We start from the raw sequence: 24350 nt of genomic DNA on the forward strand, positions 1-24350 counted from the left end.
GAACACGCGATAGAGAATTTGGGCGGCATCAGATGTCGGCAGGACGAAAGGTCCGGCTTGGCAATGAGACTGTTGCAAAAAGTGGTTTGTTTGCCGTCATCAGGCAAACGGGAAACAGGACTGAGCGACGATGGCAAAACTGAAGATTGACGGCAACGAGGTCGAAGTTCCGGATCATTACACGCTGTTGCAGGCGTGCGAAGACGCCGGCGCCGAGGTTCCGCGCTTCTGTTTCCATGAGCGCCTGTCGGTTGCCGGCAACTGCCGCATGTGCCTTGTCGAAGTGAAGGGCGGCCCGCCGAAGCCGCAGGCTTCCTGCGCCATGAGCGTGCGCGACATCCGCGGCGGCCCGAACGGCGAACTGCCAGAGGTCTTCACCAACACCCCGATGGTCAAGAAGGCCCGTGAAGGTGTGATGGAATTCCTGCTGATCAACCACCCGCTCGATTGCCCGATCTGCGACCAGGGCGGTGAATGCGACCTGCAGGACCAGGCGATGGCCTTCGGCATCGACACCTCGCGTTACCAGGAAGACAAGCGCGCCGTCGAAGACAAGTATATCGGCCCGCTGGTCAAGACGGTGATGAACCGCTGCATTCACTGCACGCGCTGCGTCCGCTTCACCACCGAGGTTGCCGGCATTTCCGAACTCGGGCTGATCGGCCGCGGCGAGGATGCCGAGATCACCACCTATCTCGAACAGGCGATGACCTCCGAACTGCAGGGCAACGTCGTCGACCTTTGCCCGGTCGGCGCCCTCACTTCCAAGCCCTTCGCCTTCACCGCGCGCCCCTGGGAGCTGAACAAGACCGAATCGATCGACGTCATGGATGCCGTCGGTTCGGCGATCCGCGTCGATACCCGCGGCCGTGAAGTCATGCGCGTCCTGCCGCGTGTCAACGAGGCGATCAACGAAGAGTGGATTTCCGACAAGAGCCGCTTCATCTGGGACGGCCTGAAGACCCAGCGCCTCGACCGGCCCTACGTCCGCCGCGACGGCCGTCTGCAGCCCGCCAGCTGGGCCGAAGCCTTCGGCGCCATCAAGGCCGCCGTCGGCGCCACCTCAGGTGACAAGATCGGCGCAATATCAGGCGACCTCGCTTCCGTCGAGGAAATGTACGCGCTCTCCGAACTGGTGAAGTCGCTGGGCTCGGCCAATCTCGACTGTCGCCAGGATGGGGCGGCACTCGATCCGTCGCTCGGCCGTGCAAGCTACCTGTTCAACCCGACCATCTCGGGCATCGACCAAGCCGACGCGCTGCTGATCATCGGCGCCAATCCGCGTTTCGAGGCCGCTATCCTCAATGCCCGCATCCGCAAGCGCTGGCGCCGCGGCAAGTTCCCGATCGGCGTGATCGGCGAGCCGGGCGAGTTGCGCTACAGCTACGATTATCTCGGCGGCGGTCCCGACACGCTGAAGGATCTGGTCGATGGCACCCACGCCTTCGCCGACGTCCTGAAGAACGCCGCCAAGCCGATGATCATCATCGGCCAGGGCGCGCTCTCGCGCACCGACGGCGCCGGCGTTCTCGCCAGTGCCGCCAAGCTCGCCGGTTCGGTCGGCGCGGTTGTCGAAGGCTGGAACGGCTTCGCCGTCCTCCATACCGCCGCATCGCGCGTCGGCGGCCTCGACCTCGGCTTCGTGCCGGGCGCCAAGGGTCTCAACGCCGCCGAAATGCTGACGGCGATGGACGTGCTCTTCCTGCTCGGCGCCGACGAACTCGACTTCACCGCCAAGAAGGCCAAGCTGACCGTCTATATCGGTTCGCACGGCGATAGCGGCGCGCACCATGCCGACGTCATTCTGCCGGCGGCTGCCTATACCGAAAAGTCCGGCACCTGGGTCAACACCGAAGGCCGCGTCCAGATGGGTAACCGCGCCGGCTTTGCGCCGGGTGATGCCCGCGAGGACTGGGCGATCATCCGTGCCCTTTCCGACGTGCTCGGCAAGAAGCTTCCCTTCGATTCGCTCAGCGAATTGCGTGTCCGGCTCTATGCCGCTTTCCCGCATTTCGCCGCCATCGACGAGATCGCCGAAACCGATAGCGCCCAAATTGCCGCAGTAGCGAAAAAAGCCGGCAAGATGAACAAGTCAGGGTTTGCGTCGCCGGTGAAAGACTTCTATTTGACGAACCCGATAGCGCGTGCCTCGGCAGTGATGGCGGAGTGCTCGGCATTGGCCCGCAACAACTTCAAAGTCGCGGCAGAGTAAGGGCAGGGGACTATGGATTCTTTCTTTTCGACCTATGTCTTGCCGGCGATCATCATGATCGGTCAGTCGCTGCTGCTTCTGGTCTGCCTGCTTGTCTTCATTGCCTACGTGCTGCTCGCCGACCGCAAGATCTGGGCGGCCGTGCAACTGCGCCGCGGCCCGAACGTCGTCGGCCCCTTCGGCCTTTTCCAGTCTTTCGCCGACCTTCTGAAGTTCGTCTTCAAGGAGCCGATCATTCCGGCCGGCGCCAACAAGGCGGTGTTCCTGCTTGCCCCGCTGGTGACGGTGCTTCTGGCGCTGTCCACCTGGGCGGTGGTGCCGCTCGCCGACGGCTGGGTGATCGCCAACATCAATGTCGGCATTCTCTACATCTTCGCGATTTCCTCGCTTGAGGTTTACGGCATCATCATGGGCGGCTGGGCTTCGAATTCGAAGTATCCGTTCCTCGGCGCGCTACGCTCGGCTGCACAGATGGTGTCCTATGAAGTCTCGATCGGCTTTGTCATTGTCACCGTGCTTCTCTGCGTCGGCTCGCTGAACCTGACCGATATCGTCAATGCGCAGCATACCGGCCTCGGCACCATGCTCGGCCTGCCGGCGTCGTTCCTCGACTGGCACTGGCTGTCGCTGTTCCCGATGTTCATCATCTTCTTCATTTCGGCACTCGCCGAAACGAACCGTCCGCCCTTCGACCTTCCGGAAGCTGAATCGGAACTCGTTGCCGGCTTCATGGTCGAATACGGCTCCTCGCCATACATGATGTTCATGCTCGGCGAATATGCGGCCGTCTGCCTGATGTGCGCGCTGACGACGATCCTCTTCCTCGGCGGCTGGCTGCCCCCGGTCGATATCTGGATCCTCAACTGGGTCCCGGGCATCATCTGGTTCACGCTGAAGGCCTGCCTGGTGTTCTTCATGTTCGCGATGGTCAAGGCCTTCGTTCCGCGCTACCGCTACGACCAGCTCATGCGCCTCGGCTGGAAGGTCTTCCTGCCGCTGTCGCTCGCCATGGTCGTCATCGTTGCATTCGTGCTGAAACTGATGGGTTGGGCATGATCATGTCAGCTCTCGTTTCCGGCAAAATTGGAGGTTGAAGATGGGAAGCTTGTCCAGCTCCATCAACTCGCTGTTCCTCAAGGAATTCTTCGGCGCGTTCTTTCTATCGATGCGCTATTTCTTCCGCCAGAAGGCGACGATCAACTATCCCTTCGAAAAGGGCCCGGTTTCCCCGCGTTTCCGCGGCGAGCACGCGCTGCGCCGCTATCCGAACGGTGAGGAACGCTGCATCGCCTGCAAGCTCTGCGAGGCGATCTGTCCTGCCCAGGCGATCACCATCGAGGCCGGTCCACGCCGCAACGACGGCACGCGCCGTACGGTGCGCTACGACATCGACATGGTGAAGTGCATCTATTGCGGCTTCTGCCAGGAAGCCTGCCCGGTCGACGCGATCGTCGAAGGCCCGAATTTCGAGTTCGCGACAGAAACCCGCGAAGAACTCTATTTCGACAAGGCGCGGCTTCTGGATAACGGTGACCGGTGGGAACGCGAAATCGCGCGCAACATCGCGATCGACTCGCCGTACCGCTGATCGAGTTTTTGAAATGCCGTAATGGAGCTTGAGCGCTTCGGTCGCGGTCAATATGCACAGGAGCTTTGCCGGTCCGCCGCGCCAAGCTCTATCGGGCAGAAAAACTCCCGGCTGCCCGGGGGAAGATGAAAAAGGCACCAACATGGGTCTGCAGGCTCTATTTTTCTATCTTTTCGCCTTTGTCGCGGTGGCGTCGGCGTTCATGGTCATCTGGTCGAAGAACCCGGTTCACTCGGTTCTGTTCCTGATCCTGGTGTTCTTCAATGCAGCCGGCCTCTTCCTGCTGCTGGGTGCTGAATTCCTGGCGATGATCCTGCTCGTCGTCTATGTCGGCGCCGTTGCCGTTCTCTTCCTCTTCGTCGTGATGATGCTCGATATCGACTTCACCGAATTGAGGGCCGGCGTTCTCGAATATGCGCCGATCGGCGGGCTGATCGGCGTGATCCTGGCGGCCGAACTGATCGTCGTCATCGGCGGCAGCGTCATCTCGCCGGAGATCGCCAAATCTGTCGCCATGCCGATCCCGGCGCTGACCGAGCGCACCAATACTGCCGCTCTCGGCGACGTGCTCTACACCAATTACGTCTATTTCTTCCAGATCGCCGGTCTGGTGCTGCTGGTTGCCATGATCGGCGCGATCGTGCTGACGCTCAGGCACCGCACCAATATCAAGCGGCAGAATATTCCCAGGCAGGTTGCCCGCACGCCTGCCACCGCCGTCGAGGTGGTGTCGGTCAAGCCCGGGCAGGGCGTCTAAGGCAGGTTAAGGAACAAAGAACATGGTCATCGGACTTTCCCACTACCTGACGGTCAGCGCCATCCTCTTCACGCTCGGCGTCTTCGGCATCTTCCTGAACCGGAAGAACGTCATCGTCATCCTGATGTCGATCGAACTGATCCTGCTTGCCGTCAACATTAATATGGTCGCCTTCTCCTCCTTCCTGAACGACATCGTCGGCCAGGTCTTCGCGCTGTTCATCCTGACGGTCGCGGCTGCCGAAGCGGCGATCGGTCTTGCAATTCTCGTTGTCTTCTACCGCAACCGCGGCTCGATCGCGGTCGAAGACGTCAATATGATGAAGGGCTGAGTGGCTCATGTTCCTCTATAAGGCTATCGTCTTTCTTCCCTTGATCGGTGCGATCGTTGCCGGCCTGTTCGGCCGCGCCATCGGCGCCAAGGCTTCGGAATATGTCACCAGCGGCCTGATGATCATCGCCGCCATCCTGTCCTGGATTGTGTTCTTCAACGTCGGCATGGGCCATCTCGAAGGCGGTCCGATCAAGGTCGAGGTGCTGCGCTGGATCCAGTCCGGCGGCATCGACGTCTCCTGGTCGCTGCGTGTGGATACGCTGACCTCCGTCATGCTGATCGTCGTCAACACGGTCTCGACGCTGGTGCACGTCTATTCGATCGGTTACATGCACACCGATCCGCATCGCCCGCGTTTCTTCGCCTATCTCTCGCTCTTCACCTTCGCCATGCTGATGCTGGTGACGGCTGATAACCTTGCGCAGATGTTCTTCGGCTGGGAAGGCGTCGGTCTCGCCTCCTATCTCTTGATCGGCTTCTGGTTCAAGAAGCCGTCGGCAACCGCTGCGGCGATGAAGGCCTTCATCGTCAACCGCGTCGGCGACTTCGGCTTCGTGCTCGGCATTGCCGGCGTCTTCGTGCTGTTCGGCTCGATCAATCTCGACACGATCTTTGCCAATGCCTCGAACTTCGCCCCGCATGAAGGCGGCGGCGAGGCAAGCGAAGTGATCCTCAATCTCTTCGGCATGCAACTCGACAAGGCGCATGCGCTGACTGGCATCTGCCTGCTGCTGTTCATGGGCGCCATGGGCAAGTCGGCGCAGTTCCTGCTGCACACCTGGCTGCCGGACGCGATGGAAGGCCCGACCCCGGTCTCGGCCCTCATCCATGCCGCCACCATGGTCACCGCCGGCGTCTTCCTCGTCGCCCGCATGTCGCCTCTCTTCGAACTGTCGCCGGATGCGCTCGTCGTCGTCACCGTGATCGGCGCGATCACCGCCTTCTTCGCGGCAACCGTCGGCCTGGTGCAGAACGACATCAAACGCGTCATCGCCTATTCCACTTGTTCGCAGCTCGGCTACATGTTCGTGGCGCTCGGAGTGGGGGCCTATGGCGCGGCGATCTTCCATCTCTTCACCCACGCCTTCTTCAAGGCGCTGCTCTTCCTCTGCGCCGGCTCGGTCATCCATTCCGTCGATGGCGAGCAGGACATGCGCTACATGGGTGGGCTTTGGCCGCATATTAAAGTGACCGGCATCCTGATGATCATCGGCACGCTGGCAATTACCGGCGTCGGCATTCCCTTCACGCCGATCGGCTTTGCCGGCTTCTTCTCCAAGGACGTGATCATCGAGGCGACCTATGCTTCGCATTCGCCGGTCGCAGGTTTTGCCTTCTCGCTGCTGGTCATTGCGGCTCTGTTCACCAGCTTCTATTCCTGGCGCCTGATCTTCATGACCTTCTTCGGCAAGCCGCGCGCTTCGCATGAGGTCATGCATCACGTCCACGAATCGCCGCAGGTCATGCTGGTGCCGCTCTATCTTCTCGCGATCGGCGCCGTGTTTGCCGGCGTGATCTTCGAAGGCCGCTTCTACGGCGAGGAATATGCCGAGTTCTGGAAAGGGGCGCTGTTTACCGGCGCCGAGAACGAACTGGTGGAACAGTTCCATCACGTGCCGGCGCTGGTGGGCCTCAGCCCGTTCATCGCCATGCTGCTCGGCTTCGTCCTCGCCTGGTACATGTATATCCGTTCGCCGCAGACGCCGCGCACCCTCGCCAAGCAGCACCGCGTGCTCTACCATTTCCTGCTGAACAAGTGGTATTTCGACGAACTTTACGACTTCCTCTTCGTCCGCACCGCCAAGGCGCTCGGCCGCTTCCTGTGGAAGAAGGGTGACGTCGGCGTCATCGACACCTACGGCCCGAACGGCGTCGCCGCTCGCGTCGTCGCCGTCACCGACCGCGTCGTCCGCCTGCAGACCGGTTACCTCTATCACTATGCATTCGCCATGCTGATCGGCATTGCGGCGCTTGTTACCTGGATGATGCTCGGGAGTTCCTTCTGATGACCGATTGGCCTATTCTTTCAACGGTCACCTTCCTGCCGCTCGTCGGCGTGGTGCTCCTACTATTGATGAACGGCGAGAGCGAAAGCGGCCGGAAGAACGTGCTGTGGATCTCGCTGATCACCACTGTCTTCACCTTCGTCGTCTCGCTCTTGATCTGGACCGGCTTCGACAATGCCAATCCGGGCTTCCAGATGGTCGAGAAGCATGACTGGCTCGGCACCGGCATCGGCTACCACCTCGGCGTCGACGGCATCTCGATGCTGTTCGTCATCCTGTCGACCTTCCTCATGCCCTTCTGCGTGTTGGCGAGCTGGCTCTCGATCGAGAAGCGCTTGAAGGAATATATGATCGCCTTCCTCATCCTGGAAACGATGATGGTCGGCGTCTTCGTCTCGCTCGATATCGTGCTCTTCTACGTCTTCTTCGAGGCGGGCCTCATTCCGATGTTCCTGATCATCGGCGTCTGGGGCGGCAAGGACCGCGTCTATGCGAGCTACAAGTTCTTCCTCTATACGCTGCTCGGCTCGGTGCTGATGCTGCTTGCCATCATGGCGATGTACTGGCAGGCCGGCACGACCGACATCACGGCGCTGCTCGCCTACAAGTTCCCGCCGGCGCTGCAGACCTGGTTATGGCTTGCCTTCTTTGCCTCGTTTGCAGTGAAGATGCCGATGTGGCCGGTGCATACCTGGCTTCCGGATGCTCACGTTCAAGCGCCGACGGCAGGCTCGGTGATCCTAGCCGGCATACTCTTGAAGCTCGGCGGCTACGGACTGATCCGCTTCTCGCTCGGCATGTTCCCGGTCGCGTCGGACTATTTCGCGCCGCTGGTTTTCGCCATGTCGGTCATTGCCATTATCTATACCTCGCTGGTGGCGATGATGCAGGACGATATCAAGAAGCTGATCGCCTATTCCTCGGTGGCGCACATGGGCTATGTCACCATGGGTATCTTTGCCGCCAACATGCAGGGTGTTCAGGGTTCGATCTTCCAGATGCTGTCGCACGGCATCGTCTCCGGCGCGCTCTTCCTCTGCGTCGGCGTCATTTACGATCGCACCCACACCCGCGAGATCAACGCCTATGGCGGCCTCGTCAACAACATGCCGAAATATGCCGTTGCGATGATGGTCTTCACCATGGCCAATGTCGGGCTTCCCGGCACCTCGGGTTTCATCGGCGAATTCCTGACGCTGATCGGCGTCTTCCGGGTCAATACCTGGGTCGCGCTGTTTGCCGCCACGGGCGTCATCCTCTCGGCCGCCTATGCGCTCTGGCTCTATCGCCGAGTGATCTTCGGTGCGCTGGAGAAGGAAAAGCTGAAGGCGCTGTTCGATCTTTCCAGGCGCGAACAGCTGATCCTCTACCCGCTGGTCGCACTGACCATCTTCTTCGGCGTTTACCCGGCCCCGGTCTTCGATGCGACGGCCGCCTCGGTGGATCTGCTGGTCAACAACTACACGGCCGCCGTGCACGCAGCGCAGAATGTTGCGCTGTCTATGAATTGATGACGGGACTTATCGGACATGACCGCTGAAACAATTCTCCTCAGTCTGCATCTTTCCGCGCCGGAGCTGATCCTCGCGGTCGGCGCCCTGGTCCTGTTGATGGTCGGCGTCTTCTCGGGCGAGCGGTCGGGCCTTGTCGTCACCGGCCTCGCCATCGTCCTGCTGCTGGCCGCCGGCCTGTGGCTGCTCTTCGTGCCGGCAGAAGGCCTCGCCTATGGCGGCGTCTATATGGCCGACGGCTTCTCGCGCTTCATGAAGCTGGTGGCGCTCATCGGTTCGCTGGTCGCCCTGTTCATGACGATGGGCCACGCCCGCGAAAACCAGCTCGACAAGTTCGAGTTCCCGGTTTTGCTGGTGCTGGCGACGCTCGGCATCCTGCTGATGATCTCGGCCAACGACCTGATCTCGCTCTATCTGGCGCTGGAACTGCAGTCGCTGGCGCTTTATGTCGTCGCCGCGATCAACCGTGACAGCCTGAAGTCGACCGAAGCCGGCCTGAAATATTTCGTTCTCGGCGCGCTGTCCTCCGGCATGCTGCTCTACGGCATGTCGCTGGTCTATGGCTTCACCGGCCACACCCACTTCTCCGAGATCGCCCAGGCGCTTTCCGTCGAGGGTGCACGTTCGCTCGGCCTGATCTTCGGCCTGGTCTTCATCCTGGCCGGCATCGCCTTCAAGATCTCCGCCGTTCCCTTCCATATGTGGACGCCTGACGTTTATGAAGGCGCGCCGACCCCGGTCACCGCCTTCCTGGCCGCAGCCCCCAAGGTTGCCGCCATGGCGATGATGACCCGCATCGTCATCACCGCCTTCCAGCCGGTTCTGGCCGACTGGCAGCAGGTCGTCGTCTTCATCTCGATCGCCTCGATGCTGCTCGGCTCCTTTGCCGCGATCGGCCAGAAGAACATCAAGCGGCTGATGGCCTATTCATCGATCGGCCACATGGGTTACGCGCTGGTCGGTCTTGCCGCCGGGAACCAGACCGGCGTTTCCGGCGTCATGCTCTACATGGTCATCTATATGGTCATGACCCTCGGCACCTTCGCGATCATCATGTCGATGCGCCGCAAAGACGGCACCGTCGTCGAGAATGTCGACGATCTCGCCGGCCTTTCCGCGACCAACCCGTTCATGGCCGTGGTGCTGACGGCGCTGATGTTCTCGCTTGCCGGCATCCCGCCGCTCGCCGGCTTCTTCGCCAAGTACTTCGTCTTCGTCGCCGCCATCGAAGCCAAGCTTTATGCGCTCGCCATCATCGGCGTTCTCGCCTCGGTCGTCGGCGCCTATTATTATCTGCGCGTCATCAAGCTGATGTGGTTCGATGAGGCGACCGGCGAATTCGCCCGGGTTTCCGGCGCACTCCGCCTGGTCTTCGGTCTCTCCGGCCTCTTCGTGACCGCCTATGTTCTCATCGGCGGCCCGATCGGCGGCGCGGCAGAGCTTGCCGCCGCGACGCTCTTCTAATGGCTTCCGACGGACGCCGGATATCGCTCGGCGATTTCAGGCACGAGGCTCTGTCGGAAACATCGTCCACCAATAGCGAATGCCTTGCCCGGGCTCGGGCGGGCGATGGCGGCAATCTCTGGGTCACCGCCGAACGGCAGACCGGCGGCCGCGGCCGCCGCGGCAGGCTCTGGGTTTCCGAACGCGGCAATCTCTACGCCTCGCTTCTGTTGATCGACCCGGCGCCGATGGAGCGCCTGAGTTCTCTGCCGCTGGCGGTTGCCGTTGCCGTGCACCAGGCGATCCGCCGGGTGCTCCCGCCGGGTGCTCAGCCGCTCGAGGTCAAATGGCCGAACGATATCCTCATCGGTCGAAAGAAGACCTGCGGCATCCTCGTCGAAGGCGAGGGGCTGCCGGATGGCCGCTACGCGCTGATCGTCGGCATCGGCATCAATGTCTCGGCCATGCCCGACAATCCCCTTTACCCAGTGACCTGCCTGCGTCACCACGGAAGTGCTGCCTCGCCCGAAGAACTCTTTGCCCACCTCTACGCCGCGATGGCGGATGTGCTTGAAATCTGGGATGAGGGCCGCGGCATCGGTGAGATTACGGCGCTCTGGCGCGCGGTCGCCTGCGGCATCGGCGAAAAGATCACGGTGAATTTGCCGGACCGATCGATTTCCGGACAATTCGCCGGAATAGATGATAATGGCTTGTTGATGCTCGATACCGGCACTGGCAGGATAATGCCCATTGCTGCCGGTGATGTGTTTTTTGAATAGCGGAAAAAACGAAAATTATGGCGAAACAGGACGAGTTGGTATTCCTGCCTCTTGGCGGCGTTGGCGAGATCGGCATGAATCTCGCTCTCTATGGCTACGGCCCGCCCGAGCATCGCCAATGGATCATGGTCGATTGCGGCGTCACTTTTCCCGGCCCCGACCTGCCGGGCGTCGACCTCGTGCTGCCCGATATCCGCTTCCTCGCCAGTGAACGCAAAAACCTCAAGGCGATCATCATCACCCATGCGCATGAAGACCATTATGGCGCGCTCGCCGATCTTTGGCCGGGACTCAACGTGCCGGTCTATGCCTCGGGCTTTACATCAGGTCTGCTCGAAGCCAAGCGTAATTTCGAAAAGGCGAGGATCGGCGAAGTGCCGGTGACGCCGTTCAAGGCCGGCGACACGATCAATGTCGGCCCTTTCAGCATCGAAGGTGTGGCCGTGAACCATTCGATCCCCGAGCCGATGTCGCTGATGATCCGCACGCCGCTTGGCAATGTCATCCACACCGGCGACTGGAAGATCGACCACGAGCCCTCGCTCGGACCCTTGACCGATGAGACGCGCTTCCGCCAGCTCGGCGACGAGGGCGTGCTGGCGCTGATGTGCGATTCCACCAACGCGCTGCGCGACGGTGTTTCGCCCTCCGAAAAGGATGTGTCGGAGAGCCTGCGCAAGATTATCGAGGATGCCGAGGGCCGGGTGGCGATCACCACCTTCTCGTCGAATGTCGGGCGCATCCGCACCGTTGCCGAAGCTGCCGAGGCGGCCGGCCGCGAAGTTCTGCTTCTCGGCAGCTCGCTGAAGCGGGTCGTCAACGTCGCCCAGGATATCGGCCTGATGGAGGGCGTAAAACCCTTCATCTCCGAGGAGGAATACGGCTACATCCCGCGCGACAAGGTCGTCGTCATCCTGACCGGCAGCCAGGGCGAGGCGCGGGCAGCCCTTGCCAAGCTCTCCCGCGACGAGATGCGGAATGTTGCCTTTGCGGCAGGCGATATCGTCGTCTTTTCCTCCCGCGCCATTCCCGGCAACGAAAAGGCGATCCAGGACATCAAGAACGGCCTCGTCGAGCAGGGCGTGCACATCATCACCGATACCGAGGCGCTGGTTCACGTTTCCGGCCATCCCCGCCGCAACGAGTTGCAGCGGATGTACGAGTGGACGCGGCCGAAGATCGTCGTGCCGGTGCATGGCGAGGCGACGCATCTGACGGCGCATAAGGAACTTGCCGAGCAATCCGGCATTGCGATCGTGCCGCGCGTCCGCAACGGCGACATCCTGCGGCTGGCGCCTGGCGCCGCCGAGGTGATCGGCGAGGCGCCGCATGGCCGCATCTACAAGGACGGCTCGCTGATCGGCGATTTCGACGAGATGGGGATCGGCGAGCGCAAGAAGCTCTCCTATGTCGGCCATGTCGCGGTCAGCGTCGTGCTCGATGCCCGCTACGACATCGTTGGAGATCCCGATCTCGTCTCGATCGGCCTGCCTGTTTATGACGACGAGGGCGAGGAGATGGAAGATACGCTCTTCGATGCGGCGATCAGCGCCATCGAAAGCATTCCACGCGCCCGTCGCAAGGATATCGACATGGTGCAGGAGGCCGTGCGCCGCGCCATCCGCGCCGCTGCAAACCATGCCTGGGGCAAGAAGCCGGTTGTCACCGCCTTCGTCACCAAGGTCTGACCATGCTCGGCCGGGTCAACCACATCGCCATCGCCGTTCCCGATCTGGCAGCGGCGACGGCCGTCTATCGCGACACGCTGGGGGCTGCCGTATCGCAGCCGCAGCCTCTGCCAGAGCACGGCGTCACCGTCGTCTTCGTCGAATTGCCGAACACTAAGGTCGAATTGCTGCAGCCTCTTGGGAAAAACTCGCCGATCGCAGCCTTCCTCGAAAAGAACCCCTCCGGCGGCATGCACCACATCTGTTATGAAGTGGATGACATCCTGCTTGCCCGTGACCGGTTGGTCGAGGCGGGGGCGAGAGTGCTCGGCGATATCAAGCCGAAAACCGGCGCGCATGGCAAGCCGGTGCTGTTTCTGCACCCCAAGGATTTCTTCGGCACGCTGATTGAACTCGAACAGGCCTGAGTTGCAACACGCTTCGGCTGCGGCAGAGTGACCCGAAGGAAGCGAAATTCCTCGTTCGCTTTGAATTGGCCGCCGTTCCGCCGTATAAGGGCGCCCAACTCAAAATGACAGAACGTCCTTCGCGTCCTGTCGCCACGACACCACCGGGAACCATAATGCTCCAGACCTTCCTTCAGGGATTTGCCGTCTACTTCATCGTCTGGTGGATGACGCTTTTTGCCGTGCTGCCGATCGGTCTGCGCACCCAGGCGGAGGACAACGACGTCGTGCTCGGCACCGTTCCGAGCGCGCCCAGCCGGTTTCGCGCCGCTTTCGTCTTTTCGCTGACGACGCTGATTTCGGCCGTGATCTACGGCCTCTGGTATGTCTGTGACACCTATTTCGGCTGGGGCTTCGATGCCCTTCCACAACTCGGGCCGAGCTTCTATTGAAAGTTGGCTTTTGCCCAAACTTTGGGCAGATGTAAAATCGGCGGGACGGTCTAGCGTCATATCAGTGTCATGCTTATGCGGCAAAGAGCTGACGTAACGGGATGAGACCCATCTCCTTACGGAAGGCGGGCGTTTTTTGAGTGGGACGGGGAGCCGAAAAACCAAAAAAAAACAAGGCTAAAAGCCTTGTTTTAAGTATCGCGTGATCCGTAACCGTTGCCGGGGCTGCGACGAGCGCGCCTAAGATCTGATCCTCCCAAGACTTGACCGCGAATTCGGCAAGAATTTATCCTTCCTGCCTGTTTTGTGAGCTAAAGCTAGCTCAAACATTGGGCTTTGTCATCAGCTTTTTTTGCATTTTTGCTACACTCTAGCAAAATTTTTCTGTTGACAAGATTTTCGTTCAAGTCCTTATAAACACGCGCTTTTTCACGCCCTTTCATTTTGCGGCTGCGAACATGCGCATGCGGGAGGTTGCCGACATCAGTTGCGGGTTTCCTTCCTGCCGCGAAGCGGCTATGAACGCTCCCGACATTAACCATTGTCTTTCGATTCCGCTCATCGCGGGATCTCAACTGCTTCGGAATCCGCCATGCGTCTGTCCCGCTATTTCATGCCCATCCTCAAGGAAAACCCCAAGGAGGCGGAAATCGTCTCCCACCGGCTGATGCTGCGCGCCGGCATGATCCGCCAGCAGTCGCAGGGCATTTATTCTTGGCTGCCGCTCGGCAAGCGCGTGCTTGATAAGGTCAACGCCATTATCCGCGACGAGCAGAACCGGGCCGGCGCCATCGAGCTGTCGATGCCGACGCTGCAATCGGCCGAACTCTGGCAGGAGAGCGGCCGCTACGACGCCTACGGCAAGGAGATGCTGCGCATCAAGGACCGGCAGGACCGGCCGATGCTTTATGGTCCCACCAATGAGGAGATGGTGACGGATATTTTCCGCTCCTCCGTCAAATCCTACAAGGACCTGCCGCTCAATCTCTATCACATCCAGCTGAAGTTCCGCGACGAGATCCGCCCGCGCTTCGGCACCATGCGCTCGCGCGAATTCATGATGAAGGATGCCTATTCCTTCGATCTGACGCGCGAAGGGGCGGAGCATTCCTACAAAAAGATGTTTGCCGCCTACCTCAGAACATTCGATCGGCTCGGCCTGCGCGCCATCCCGATGCGTGCCGATACCGGCCCGATCGGCGGCGATCTCAGCCATGAATTCATCATCCTCGCCGATACCGGTGAATCCGAGGTCTTCTGCCACAAGGATTTCGTCGGCTTCGATATTCCCGGCGAGAGCACCGACTTCGACAGCGTCGAAGGCCTGCAGGCGATCTTCGACAAATGGACCTCGCTCTATGCGGCGACTTCGGAAATGCACGACGAGGCCGCTTTCAACGCCGTTCCCGAAGGCGACCGGCTGTCGGCCCGCGGCATCGAGGTCGGCCATATCTTCTATTTCGGCACGAAATATACCGAGGCGATGGGCGCGAAAGTGCAGGGCCCCGACGGTAAGGAACACTTCGTTCACATGGGTTCCTACGGTATCGGCCCGACACGCCTTGTTCCCGCCATCATCGAAGCCTCGCATGATGATAACGGAATCATCTGGCCGGCATCGGTCGCGCCCTTCGATATCGTGGTGATCAACATGAAGGCGGGCGATCAGGCCTGTGACGATACCTGCGAGCTGATCTATGCCGCGCTGAGCAAGGCCGGCAAGGATGTGCTGTATGACGATACCGACGACCGGGCCGGCACCAAGTTCGCGACCGCCGACCTGATCGGCGTGCCTTTCCAGATCATCGCCGGCCCGCGCGCGGTCGCAAACGGCGAAGTCGAGGTGAAGGACCGCAAGACCGGCGCCCGCGAAACGATGACCATCGAAGCGGCGATCAACAGGTTCGTGGCTTAAGGAAACGGAGGCGAAATGGCAGAGGCAGCAGTGGACCGGAGTTCAAAATCCGGCTTGGGTCCGGCTGGCAAGCCATTTTCCACCTTCGAACGCCTCGTGGCGTGGCGCTATCTGCGCGCCCGCCGCAAGGAGGCCTTCATCTCGGTGATCGCCGGCTTCTCCTTCGTCGGCATCATGCTCGGCGTTGCGACGCTGATCATCGTCATGGCCGTCATGAACGGTTTTCGCACCGAACTGGTCTCGCGCATCCTCGGCATCAACGGCCACATGATCGTGCAGCCGTCCGATGGCCCCTTCACCGATTATCCCGACCTTGCCGCCAGGCTCGCCGCCGTGCCCGGCGTCAAGATGGCGCTACCCTTGGTGGAAGGCCAGGTGCTTGCCTCCGCTCAAGCCGGCGGCAGCACCGGCGCGCTGGTGCGTGGCGCCCGTGCCGAAGACCTGACCAAGCTCAAGACGATTTCCAACAATATCAAATCGGGCGACATGGTGGGTTATGCCTCCGGTCAAGGCGTGCTGATCGGCACCCGCATGGCAGACCAGCTCGGCCTGCAGGTCGGCGACCTCGTCACGTTGACGTCACCGGATGGTGACGTTACGCCGATGGGCGTCAGCCCCCGCGTCAAATCCTACAAGATCTCCGGGCTCTTCGAGATCGGCATGTCGGAATATGATTCCTCGATCATCTTCATGCCGCTCGAGGAAGCGCAGCTGTTTTTCAATGCCGAGGGACTGGTGCAGTCGATCGAGCTTTTCGTCGATCACCCCGACGATATCGACGCGCTGAGGCCCAAGGTGGAGGAGGCGGCCGGCCGCCAGATCAACCTCACCGACTGGCGCCAGCGCAACCAGACCTTCTTCTCGGCACTGCAGGTCGAGCGCAACGTCATGTTCATGATCCTGACGCTGATCGTGCTGGTGGCGGCGCTGAACATCATCTCCGGCCTGATCATGCTGGTGAAGGACAAGGGCAGCGATATCGCCATCCTGCGCACGATGGGCGCCAGCGCCGGCGCGATCATGCGCATCTTCTTCATGACCGGGGCGGCGATCGGTATCGTCGGCACCCTTGCCGGCGTGCTGCTCGGTGTTCTCGTCTGCGTCAACATCGAATCCATCCGCCAGTTCTTCTCCTGGATTTCAGGCACTGTGATCTTCAATCCGCAGGTCTATTTCCTCAGCCAGCTGCCGGCCGAGATGCAGCTCAGCGAAACCATTTCGATCGTCGTCATGGCGCTGACGCTCTCTTTCATCGCGACGATCTTTCCGGCCTGGCGCGCCTCCAGGCTCGATCCGGTGCAGGCCCTGCGCTACGAATAAGGAATGCCGACTTTATGAATCGCAACGTCGTTCTCAAGCTTACCGGCGTCGAGCGCCATTACGGGCAGGGCGATACGCTGCTCCCGATCCTGAAAGGCGCGGATTTTTCGCTGTCGAAGGGCGAGATCGTCGCTCTCGTTGCACCCTCCGGCACCGGCAAGTCGACCTTGCTGCATATTGCCGGCCTGCTGGAGCATCCAGACGGCGGTGAAGTCACCATCAACGGCCATGCCTGCGACGGACTATCAGACGAGAAACGCACCGCGATCCGCCGCAGCGAGATCGGCTTCGTCTACCAGTTCCACCATCTGTTGCCCGAATTTTCGGCGCTCGAAAACATCATGATGCCCCAGCTGATCGCCGGGCTGTCCTGGAAGGAAGCCGGCGAGCGGGCTGGCCAGCTGCTCGATTATATGCGCATCGGCCATCGTGGCGCTCATCGCCCGGGCGAGCTTTCCGGTGGCGAGCAGCAGCGTGTCGCGATTGCCCGCGCCGTCGCCAATGCGCCGAGCTTGCTTCTTGCCGACGAGCCGACCGGCAATCTCGACCCGGAAACGGCAAGCTACGTCTTCGACGCGCTGGAGGCGCTGGTGCGCCAGTCCGGCCTCGCGGCCCTCATCGCCACCCACAATCACGAACTCGCCCGCCGCATGGATCGGCGCGTGACCATCTCCGACGGCAAGATCGTCGATTTCTAAGACTGCGGTCTATGGCTTCTGTTGACGCTGAGGCTGTCCCTCACCCTAACCCTCTCCCCGCTTGCGGGGAGAGGGGACGTGCCCTGCGAGAGGTTGGCGAGGGACAGAGCGGGCGCGACTATGCGCCTTCGCCCCGCGAGCGGGGAGAAGGTGCCGGCAGGCGGATGAGAATCTGTGTTGGTTGTCAAGGCGGATTTGGGGTCCAGAGGCGGTCCTGAGCTAAGAGGCAGTTAGCGAGAACGAGAAGTTTGCGCATGACGGCGACTAGGATCACCTTGGGTGGTTTTCCTGTGGCTTTGAGTGTGTCTGCGAAACGAGCAAGAGCGGGATTGTAGCGACAAGCCGACAAGGCGGCCATGTAGAGTGCACGCCGGGGTGCGGGCCTGCCGGCGCGAATGGAACGACGCCCGGTTCGCGCGCCGCTGTCGTTAGCGATTGGAGCAAGCCCTGCCAGCATGGCCGCCTGCTTGCCCGAACAACTGCCCAACTCGTCCATTCCCGCCATCAAGGCCAGGGCCGTGATGCGGCCGACGCCGGGAATGGAGGTGAGGATCTCAGCCTTGCGGCAGAGCTGCGGATCCTCGCGGACACGGCGCTCGATCTCTTTGTTGAGACGTTCGACATGCTGTTCCCAGCTGGCGTGTGAGGCGGTTGAGTTCTCCGCGCAGAAAGGCGGTGGTGGTCGTCTTGCTGCGATTTTTGCAGGGCGGTGATGTCGCCTATGGTTGCCGATCGTGCATTGACCAGCTCCTGCAAGGCCTCAATGTGAGGAGTTGGCGGCGCGTCGGCCGGCGGGCGCAGGCTCTCGGCCAAGAGCGCCAGGAAACGGGCGTCGAGCCGGTCGGTCTTTGGCGAGATAGCCGCAAGCGCGGGCAAACATGCGCGCACGCAGCGGATCGATCACAGCCACGGCAAAGCCAGCGAGCCAAAGCGAGCGATGGGCGGCGCGATGGAACTTGCCGGTTGCCTCCATCACGATGCTTTTGGGCCGATGCTTGGCCAGCAGCCGTTTCAGCTGCCGGATGCCCATCTTGTCATTACTGAACCGCCGGCTTTCGCCCAGCGGATGCAGATGAACATCAAGCCACTCTTTACTCACGTCCACACCGGCATAAACTACCGGCATCGCGTCTTCTTGGAACGAAACCTTGCCTTGCATGCGGGACTTGCTCCCCATCATCTGTTCAGGACAAACGCGAGGACGGCCGGACCAATCTCATCCCCGGTTCTAGCCAAGGGGCTTGCGGTCCCGGCCGTCCGCGCTCCGGCGGATGGCCATCCGCCGGAGCGCACACCAATCATCCAACAATTAGTGCGAATTGAACATGCAAGGGGCTAATCTCGCCGACTCGTAGCCGGACATCAGGGAATGACCAGCCCGCCGCGATAATCGAGCGCATAGGCTTTCCGGCCGTCGACCATGATGCATTCGTGGCCGCTGAAGCGCTCGCAACCACCCTCGCTGCGGTCGAGATAGCGGCCGAGCGGATGATCGAATTCCATTCCGCCGAGAAACCGTCCCTCCCGGTACATCTCTGAAAGTGCAGCCTTGATCACTGCACCGGCGGCAGCGCCGTCGATGAGATCCGGTGCAACGATCCAACCAAAATAATTCATCACCCAGATCGGCTCGCCGGCAAACCAGACAACCTCCTGTCCGGCGAAATCGGTGCCGCCGAAATAACTGTCGAGATAGCGCCAGTCGCCACGTTCGTAGCCGATATCATGAGCACCCGGCCGGCAGGGCGCGCGCGGCACGCCGCCGCCGACATAGGTCGCGGCCTTGGCCTCCACGACGAATTCGTTCAGCATCGCAATGTCGACCATATCGTTCTCCTCTCGGCCGAATGCTGGCAAATATGCAGCAACGTGTAAAGAACAAAAGTAGAACAAAGACCGGAAAAAAGTGGGTCACTTTGAACGGAGGTCAGGCGGCTGGGGGCCATGTCCGATCTGAGGCGGATCGGGAGAGGGCACGGGTTGCTTACTACACGCTTGTCGGTCCCGCCCGATTCGCAATGCGCTACCGGGATTTTTCAAACACCACAAAGAAGGAAAAGATTCCTGTTGACAATGGAACATATATCGAACAAATTGAAAACATAACGAGTAAAGGAGAGCCAAATGACTGACATGATCCGTGATATCGCAGCATTCACCTCCATCGCAATGTTCGTTGCCAGCTTCTCGCTCATCGTCATGGCGATCTAAAGTTTTCAGGGGACCGCATGGCAATCATGCGGTCCGGATGCGGGACTTCTTCTGGACATCATCGCCCTCTATGCCGACAATGCGTCCGATTCATTCGGGTGATTGGGAAGGCATGACATGGCGGATACGGCAAAGGGTTCAACGGCTGAAGCGAGCGGCGCTACGCCGGGCTTCATCCACCTGAGGGTCCATTCCGCCTATTCGCTTCTCGAAGGCGCCTTGCCGCTGAAGAAGATCCTGTACAAGGCGACCGGCGACAGCCAGCCGGCGATCGCCATTACCGACACCAACAATCTGTTCGTCGCGCTGGAATTCTCCCAGAAGGCGATGGACGACGGCCTGCAGCCGATCATCGGCTGCCAGGTCTCGATCGACATGGAAGACGGACTGGAAACGGAAAAGCGCGGCGGCCAGCAGGCGCTGATCAAACTGCCGTCGATCGTTCTTCTCGCCGCCACGGATGCCGGTTACGAACGGCTGGTCGATCTCGTCAGCCGCGCCTATCTCGGTGGCGAAAGCAACCAGGCGATCCATATCAACGCCTCCTGGCTTGAGGAGGCCGGCACCGGAGGGCTGATCGCCTTGACCGGCGCCCTGACCGGACCTGTCGACGCAGCGATCAAGGAGGGCCATGCCGCCCAAGGGGAAGCCCGGCTGCTCGCGCTGAAGCGCCTCTTCGGCGACAGGCTCTATGTCGAGTTGCAGCGGCACGGCACCTACGACAAACGCCACGAGCAGAAGATCGTCGGGCTCGCCTATGCCCATGACCTGCCGCTGGTTGCGACCAACGAGGCCTTCTTCCCGACGCGCGACGATTACGACGCCCATGACGCGCTGATGGCGGTCGCCCACAATGCCATCGTCTCCGACGACAGCCGCTTTCGCTTGACCCCGGACCATTATCTGAAGAGCCGGGCCGAGATGGCCAAGCTGTTTGCCGATCTGCCGGAAGCGCTGGAGAATACGATCGAGATCGCCAAGCGCTGCTCCTTCGTACTGAAGACGCGAAAGCCGATCCTGCCGCGCTTCACCGGCGCGACCGACGACGCCGAGGAGGCCGAGCGCGCCGAGGCGAGCGAACTGCGCCGCCAGGCGGTCGAAGGGCTGGACATGCGGCTCGCAACGCTCGGCATGTCGCCGGGTTACGAGGAAAAGGATTATCGCGAGCGGCTGGATTTCGAACTCAGCGTCATCGAACGCATGCGTTTTCCCGGTTACTTCCTGATCGTTGCCGACTTCATCAAATGGGCCAAGCAGCAAGATATCCCGGTCGGTCCCGGCCGCGGTTCGGGCGCGGGCTCCCTGGTCGCCTATGCTTTGACGATTACGGACGTCGATCCGCTGCGCTTTTCGCTGCTTTTCGAGCGCTTCCTCAATCCCGAACGCGTCTCGATGCCGGACTTCGACATCGACTTCTGCCAGGACCGCCGCGAAGAGGTGATCCGCTACGTCCAGGCCAAATATGGCCGCGAGCAGGTGGCGCAGATCATCACCTTCGGTTCGCTGCAGGCGCGCGCCGCCCTTCGCGACGTCGGCCGCGTGCTTGAGATGCCCTACGGCCAGGTCGACAAGATCTGCAAACTCGTGCCGAACAATCCGGCCAATCCGACGCCGCTCTCCAAAGCGATCGAGGAAGAGCCGAAACTGCAGGAAGAGGCGGCGAAAGAACCTGTGGTCGCGCGCCTGCTCGACATCGCCCAGAAGATCGAGGGGCTTTACCGCCATGCCTCGACCCATGCCGCCGGCATCGTCATCGGCGACCGGCCGCTGTCCAAGCTGGTGCCGATGTATCGCGATCCGCGCTCGGACATGCCGGTCACCCAGTTCAACATGAAATGGGTGGAGCAGGCGGGCCTCGTCAAGTTCGACTTCCTCGGCCTGAAGACGCTGACGGTGCTGAAGGTCGCCGTCGACTTCGTCGCCAAGCTCGGCGTCAAGGTCGATCTCGCCGCCATTCCTCTCGACGATCAGAAGACCTACGAGATGCTGTCGCGCGGCGAGACCGTCGGTGTGTTCCAGGTGGAAAGTGCCGGCATGCGCAAGGCGCTGATCGGCATGAAGCCGGACTGCATCGAGGACATTATCGCGCTGGTGGCGCTCTACCGCCCGGGCCCGATGGAAAACATCCCGACCTACAACGCCCGCAAGCACGGCGACGAAGAGCTGGAATCGATCCATCCGATGATCGATCACCTGCTCAAAGAAACCCAAGGCGTCATCGTCTACCAGGAACAGGTGATGCAGATCGCCCAGGTGCTATCAGGCTATTCGCTTGGCGAAGCCGACCTTCTGCGCCGTGCCATGGGCAAGAAGATCAAGGCGGAGATGGACCAGCAGCGCGAACGCTTCGTCGTTGGCGCCGTCAAGAATGGCGTGTCGAAGCCGCAGGCCGACAATATCTTCGAACTGCTGGCGAAGTTCGCCAATTACGGTTTCAACAAGTCGCATGCCGCCGCCTACGCCATCGTCTCCTACCAGACGGCCTATATGAAGGCGCATTATCCGGTCGAATTCCTCGCCGCCTCGATGACGCTCGACATGTCCAACACGGAAAAGGTCAACGATTTCCGGCAGGATGCCAAGCGGCTCGGCATCGAGGTGATCGCCCCTTCGGTGCAGACCTCCTTCCGCCATTTCCAGACCGGCGACAACCGCATCTATTACGCGCTCGCCGCCCTCAAGGGCGTCGGCGAATCCGCCGTCGACCATATCGTCGAGGTGCGCGGCGACAAGCCCTTTGCCGGCATCGAGGATTTCTGCCTGCGCATCGATCCGCGCCAGGTCAACCGTCGCGTGCTCGAAAGCCTGATTTTTGCCGGCGCTTTCGATTGTTTCGGCACGGACCGCGCCCAGCTTTCAGCCGGTCTCGACCGGATCCTCGGTTATGCCCAGCGCGCCCAGGAGAACAAGCTGAGCGGCCAGTCGGATATTTTCGGCAGCACGCTGACCTCGGGGCCCGAGAAGATTTCCCTGCCGCCGTATTCGCCCTGGCTTGCCTCGGAGCGGCTGCTCAAGGAATTCCAGGTGCTGGGCTTCTATCTCACCGCCCACCCGCTGGATTCCTACAACAACCTCCTGCAGAAGATGCGGGTGCAGACCTTTGCCGAGTTTTCCCAGGCGATCAAACAGGGCGCCTTCAATGCGCGCCTCGCCGGCACCGTCATTTCGAAGCAGGAGCGCAAGACCCGCACCGGCAACAAGATGGGCATCATCGTCTTTTCCGATTCGTCCGGCCAGTTCGAGGCGGTGCTGTTTTCGGAAATGCTGAACCAGTATCGCGACGTGCTGGAATCCGGAAAATCCTTCGTGCTGACCGCCACTGGCGAAGAGCGGCCGGAGGGCATCGGCCTGCGTATCCAGACGATCCAGTCGCTGGAGGAAAAGTCGCTGCAGATGCAGAAGGCGCTGCGCGTCTATATCAGGGATTCAGGGCCGCTGAAGATGGTCGCCGGCCATCTCAACGCCAGGGGCGATGGCCTGGTTTCCTTCATCGTCATCAAGGAAGACGGCAAACGCGAGGTGGAAGTGGCGCTGTCGGAGAAATACCGCATCACGCCGGAGATCGCCGCCGCCCTGCGCGCCGCCCCCGGCGTCGTCGATGTCGAGCTTGTCTAAAGCATGATGCCGAAACGTGTGAGCGGTTTTCTCATGACATCATGCTCTAACTCTATAATTTAGAACAGGATTCAGATTTTAAGCCGACCCGGCCTAAAATCATCCTGCTCTTGGGGGATGCGCCTCACCTTGGGTGACGGTTATCACCCTGCATGACCCGGGATAATCATCAACCCCGGGTGATGGTGATGAAATCGGTGCCTTCGCCGGTATCCCGGCCGAGGCCGGTATCGGAGATCGTCAGCGTCGAGCCGGGCGCGATCAGCGCCTCGATCCTGCGGCGGGTCTCCTCCGGGATCGTGACGCGGCTGAGCGACCGGGCGATCGGCCTGCCGCTGACGATCGAGCTTTCCTGATTGGTGATGCCGAGCCGCTTCATCGTCTCGCGCGAGAGATTGTTTTCGAGCGTGATGCCGAGCCAATCCGCCGTACCGGCCTTGTCATCGACTGCATGCAGCGTGAAGAAATGTGTGCCGAGCGCCAAGCCCGGATCGGCGATCGTCACCGGCGCTTCGAAGATCGGCTTGAACGCCTGGCGCACCATGATGACGCCGTTCGGCGGCTCGCCCTTGCCCGTTGCGGCATAGACGGATTTAAGCAGCGTGTCGGAGACCAGGCTCCTGTCGCCGGCAAATTCCGCCGGCCGCAACGTCTTGAAAGCCTTGATCGCCTCGACCGTCGCCGGCCCGAGCAAGCCGTCCGGATCGCCGGCGGGAAAGCCGAGCTGGTTGAGCAGGGTCTGGATGTCGATCACCGTCTCGCGCAGCGTGCGGCGGGTGATCAGCATGCTGATCGGTTCGGATGGCGGCTCGGGTTGGGGCGTTGCAATCGGCGCTGCCGGCATCGGCATCGCCGCCGTGTCGTTCATCGCCACCTGCACCGGTGTCCCGGGGCTGTCGGGCATCGAGGGCCGCAGTTCGACATCCGAAAGCAGCAGCATCGGCGCCGGCGCCTCTGGATGGAAAAGGGTCGGATGGTCGATCGGCTGCGGCACCACTTCGCCGTCGCTGATGATGACGGGGATGCCGGGCTCGGTCATCCCGTAAAGCTTTTTCGCAAAAGCGCCGGGCATGCGCACGCAGCCATGCGAAGCCGGATAACGCGGCACGGAATTGGATTCGTGCAGCGCAATGCCCGACCATGTCAGCCTTTGCATGAAGGGCATCGGCGCGTTCGAATAGAGATTGGATTCGTGGTATTTCTGCTTTTCGAGCACCGAGAAGATGCCGCTCGGCGTCGTGTGCCCGTCCTTGCCGGTCGAGACCTTCGAGGTCGCGATGACCTCGGTGCCGTCATAGACCGCAAGCGACTGCTTGTCCTTCGAGACGATGATCTGCAGCGTGCGCGCATCCGCGGCAAGAGCAGGGTGCACGAGTGCGGTGGCCGACAGCAAGCCGAGGCCGAAGACGAGACGCGAGAACATGATACCCAAC

18 protein-coding genes and 1 pseudogene are annotated in these 24350 nt (G+C 61.1%); 16 read left to right on the forward strand and 3 right to left on the reverse strand.

Annotated elements, in window-relative coordinates; translation table 11 throughout:
- Positions 1–130 precede the first annotated feature (130 nt).
- From nuoG to RLEG4DRAFT_RS17330, 15 genes are all read left to right on the forward strand, one after another.
- Positions 131–2212: an NADH-quinone oxidoreductase subunit NuoG gene (nuoG, locus tag RLEG4DRAFT_RS17260; protein ID WP_003578578.1), complete on the forward strand. Its 2082-nt coding sequence runs from the start codon at positions 131–133 to the stop codon at positions 2210–2212.
- 12 nt (positions 2213–2224) lie between these two features.
- Positions 2225–3268: an NADH-quinone oxidoreductase subunit NuoH gene (gene nuoH, locus RLEG4DRAFT_RS17265; protein ID WP_003578580.1), complete on the forward strand. Its 1044-nt coding sequence runs from the start codon at positions 2225–2227 to the stop codon at positions 3266–3268.
- Between the two features lie 40 nt (positions 3269–3308).
- Positions 3309–3800, forward strand: coding sequence for an NADH-quinone oxidoreductase subunit NuoI (nuoI, locus tag RLEG4DRAFT_RS17270; RefSeq protein WP_003573902.1), 492 nt, complete (start codon positions 3309–3311; stop codon positions 3798–3800).
- Positions 3801–3942: 142 nt separating this feature from the next.
- On the forward strand, positions 3943–4557 hold the full coding sequence (locus RLEG4DRAFT_RS17275) for an NADH-quinone oxidoreductase subunit J (protein WP_003578582.1): 615 nt from the start codon (positions 3943–3945) through the stop codon (positions 4555–4557).
- A gap of 22 nt (positions 4558–4579) precedes the next feature.
- On the forward strand, positions 4580–4888 hold the full coding sequence (gene nuoK / locus RLEG4DRAFT_RS17280) for an NADH-quinone oxidoreductase subunit NuoK (RefSeq protein WP_003547388.1): 309 nt from the start codon (positions 4580–4582) through the stop codon (positions 4886–4888).
- A 7-nt stretch (positions 4889–4895) separates the two neighbouring features.
- A complete protein-coding gene (nuoL, locus tag RLEG4DRAFT_RS17285; RefSeq protein ID WP_003578585.1) occupies positions 4896–6896 on the forward strand; it encodes an NADH-quinone oxidoreductase subunit L in 2001 nt (666 codons plus the stop codon).
- Entirely contained in the window at positions 6896–8407 is a 1512-nt protein-coding gene (locus RLEG4DRAFT_RS17290; protein WP_003578587.1) for an NADH-quinone oxidoreductase subunit M, read from the forward strand. Before nuoL ends, RLEG4DRAFT_RS17290 begins: the two co-directional genes overlap by 1 nt.
- A gap of 18 nt (positions 8408–8425) precedes the next feature.
- Entirely contained in the window at positions 8426–9871 is a 1446-nt protein-coding gene (gene nuoN / locus RLEG4DRAFT_RS17295) for an NADH-quinone oxidoreductase subunit NuoN (RefSeq protein WP_003578588.1), read from the forward strand.
- Entirely contained in the window at positions 9871–10632 is a 762-nt protein-coding gene (locus RLEG4DRAFT_RS17300; RefSeq protein WP_003578590.1) for a biotin--[acetyl-CoA-carboxylase] ligase, read from the forward strand. The genes nuoN and RLEG4DRAFT_RS17300 overlap by 1 nt, the downstream gene beginning before the upstream one ends.
- Before the next feature lie 17 nt (positions 10633–10649).
- Entirely contained in the window at positions 10650–12320 is a 1671-nt protein-coding gene (locus RLEG4DRAFT_RS17305; RefSeq protein ID WP_003578593.1) for a ribonuclease J, read from the forward strand.
- Between the two features lie 2 nt (positions 12321–12322).
- A complete protein-coding gene (gene mce / locus RLEG4DRAFT_RS17310; protein ID WP_003578594.1) occupies positions 12323–12727 on the forward strand; it encodes a methylmalonyl-CoA epimerase in 405 nt (134 codons plus the stop codon).
- Positions 12728–12882: 155 nt separating this feature from the next.
- Entirely contained in the window at positions 12883–13158 is a 276-nt protein-coding gene (locus RLEG4DRAFT_RS17315; RefSeq protein WP_003578596.1) for a DUF1467 family protein, read from the forward strand.
- 592 nt (positions 13159–13750) lie between these two features.
- The gene (proS, locus tag RLEG4DRAFT_RS17320; RefSeq protein WP_003578597.1) at positions 13751–15073 is read left to right on the forward strand and encodes a proline--tRNA ligase; all 1323 of its coding nucleotides are present in this window, start codon (positions 13751–13753) and stop codon (positions 15071–15073) included.
- Between the two features lie 15 nt (positions 15074–15088).
- Positions 15089–16393, forward strand: coding sequence for a lipoprotein-releasing ABC transporter permease subunit (locus RLEG4DRAFT_RS17325; protein WP_003578599.1), 1305 nt, complete (start codon positions 15089–15091; stop codon positions 16391–16393).
- A gap of 14 nt (positions 16394–16407) precedes the next feature.
- A complete protein-coding gene (locus tag RLEG4DRAFT_RS17330; protein ID WP_003578601.1) occupies positions 16408–17091 on the forward strand; it encodes an ABC transporter ATP-binding protein in 684 nt (227 codons plus the stop codon).
- Between the two features lie 184 nt (positions 17092–17275).
- Here the strand turns inward: RLEG4DRAFT_RS17330 and RLEG4DRAFT_RS17335 are convergent.
- Positions 17276–18250, reverse strand: a pseudogene (locus RLEG4DRAFT_RS17335) (IS110 family transposase).
- Positions 18251–18453: 203 nt separating this feature from the next.
- Positions 18454–18918 (reverse strand): DUF5680 domain-containing protein, encoded by a 465-nt coding sequence (locus RLEG4DRAFT_RS17340; RefSeq protein ID WP_003578603.1) that lies wholly within the window; start codon positions 18916–18918, stop codon positions 18454–18456.
- Between the two features lie 501 nt (positions 18919–19419).
- On the opposite strand from RLEG4DRAFT_RS17340, the gene dnaE reads away from it, so the two are divergent.
- On the forward strand, positions 19420–22917 hold the full coding sequence (dnaE, locus tag RLEG4DRAFT_RS17345; RefSeq protein ID WP_003578606.1) for a DNA polymerase III subunit alpha: 3498 nt from the start codon (positions 19420–19422) through the stop codon (positions 22915–22917).
- Positions 22918–23086: 169 nt separating this feature from the next.
- Here the strand turns inward: dnaE and RLEG4DRAFT_RS17350 are convergent, their stop codons facing one another.
- Positions 23087–24340 carry a L,D-transpeptidase family protein gene (locus RLEG4DRAFT_RS17350; protein WP_003578608.1) on the reverse strand — a complete coding sequence of 418 codons (1254 nt, stop codon included), beginning with the start codon at positions 24338–24340 and terminating at the stop codon, positions 23087–23089.
- Positions 24341–24350: the final 10 nt, after the last annotated feature.

Source organism: Rhizobium leguminosarum bv. trifolii WSM2297 (genome assembly GCF_000271845.1).

What these genes read in the sequence shown, in the direction of transcription:
- nuoG (WP_003578578.1), top strand. Translation starts at nt 131, where the DNA reads ATGGCAAAACTGAAGATTGACGGCAACGAGGTCGAAGTTCCGGATCAT.
- nuoH (WP_003578580.1), top strand. Translation starts at nt 2,225, where the DNA reads ATGGATTCTTTCTTTTCGACCTATGTCTTGCCGGCGATCATCATGATC.
- nuoI (WP_003573902.1), top strand. Translation starts at nt 3,309, where the DNA reads ATGGGAAGCTTGTCCAGCTCCATCAACTCGCTGTTCCTCAAGGAATTC.
- RLEG4DRAFT_RS17275 (WP_003578582.1), top strand. Translation starts at nt 3,943, where the DNA reads ATGGGTCTGCAGGCTCTATTTTTCTATCTTTTCGCCTTTGTCGCGGTG.
- nuoK (WP_003547388.1), top strand. Translation starts at nt 4,580, where the DNA reads ATGGTCATCGGACTTTCCCACTACCTGACGGTCAGCGCCATCCTCTTC.
- nuoL (WP_003578585.1), top strand. Translation starts at nt 4,896, where the DNA reads ATGTTCCTCTATAAGGCTATCGTCTTTCTTCCCTTGATCGGTGCGATC.
- RLEG4DRAFT_RS17290 (WP_003578587.1), top strand. Translation starts at nt 6,896, where the DNA reads ATGACCGATTGGCCTATTCTTTCAACGGTCACCTTCCTGCCGCTCGTC.
- nuoN (WP_003578588.1), top strand. Translation starts at nt 8,426, where the DNA reads ATGACCGCTGAAACAATTCTCCTCAGTCTGCATCTTTCCGCGCCGGAG.
- RLEG4DRAFT_RS17300 (WP_003578590.1), top strand. Translation starts at nt 9,871, where the DNA reads ATGGCTTCCGACGGACGCCGGATATCGCTCGGCGATTTCAGGCACGAG.
- RLEG4DRAFT_RS17305 (WP_003578593.1), top strand. Translation starts at nt 10,650, where the DNA reads ATGGCGAAACAGGACGAGTTGGTATTCCTGCCTCTTGGCGGCGTTGGC.
- mce (WP_003578594.1), top strand. Translation starts at nt 12,323, where the DNA reads ATGCTCGGCCGGGTCAACCACATCGCCATCGCCGTTCCCGATCTGGCA.
- RLEG4DRAFT_RS17315 (WP_003578596.1), top strand. Translation starts at nt 12,883, where the DNA reads ATGCTCCAGACCTTCCTTCAGGGATTTGCCGTCTACTTCATCGTCTGG.
- proS (WP_003578597.1), top strand. Translation starts at nt 13,751, where the DNA reads ATGCGTCTGTCCCGCTATTTCATGCCCATCCTCAAGGAAAACCCCAAG.
- RLEG4DRAFT_RS17325 (WP_003578599.1), top strand. Translation starts at nt 15,089, where the DNA reads ATGGCAGAGGCAGCAGTGGACCGGAGTTCAAAATCCGGCTTGGGTCCG.
- RLEG4DRAFT_RS17330 (WP_003578601.1), top strand. Translation starts at nt 16,408, where the DNA reads ATGAATCGCAACGTCGTTCTCAAGCTTACCGGCGTCGAGCGCCATTAC.
- RLEG4DRAFT_RS17340 (WP_003578603.1), bottom strand. Translation starts at nt 18,918, where the DNA reads ATGGTCGACATTGCGATGCTGAACGAATTCGTCGTGGAGGCCAAGGCC.
- dnaE (WP_003578606.1), top strand. Translation starts at nt 19,420, where the DNA reads ATGGCGGATACGGCAAAGGGTTCAACGGCTGAAGCGAGCGGCGCTACG.
- RLEG4DRAFT_RS17350 (WP_003578608.1), bottom strand. Translation starts at nt 24,340, where the DNA reads ATGTTCTCGCGTCTCGTCTTCGGCCTCGGCTTGCTGTCGGCCACCGCA.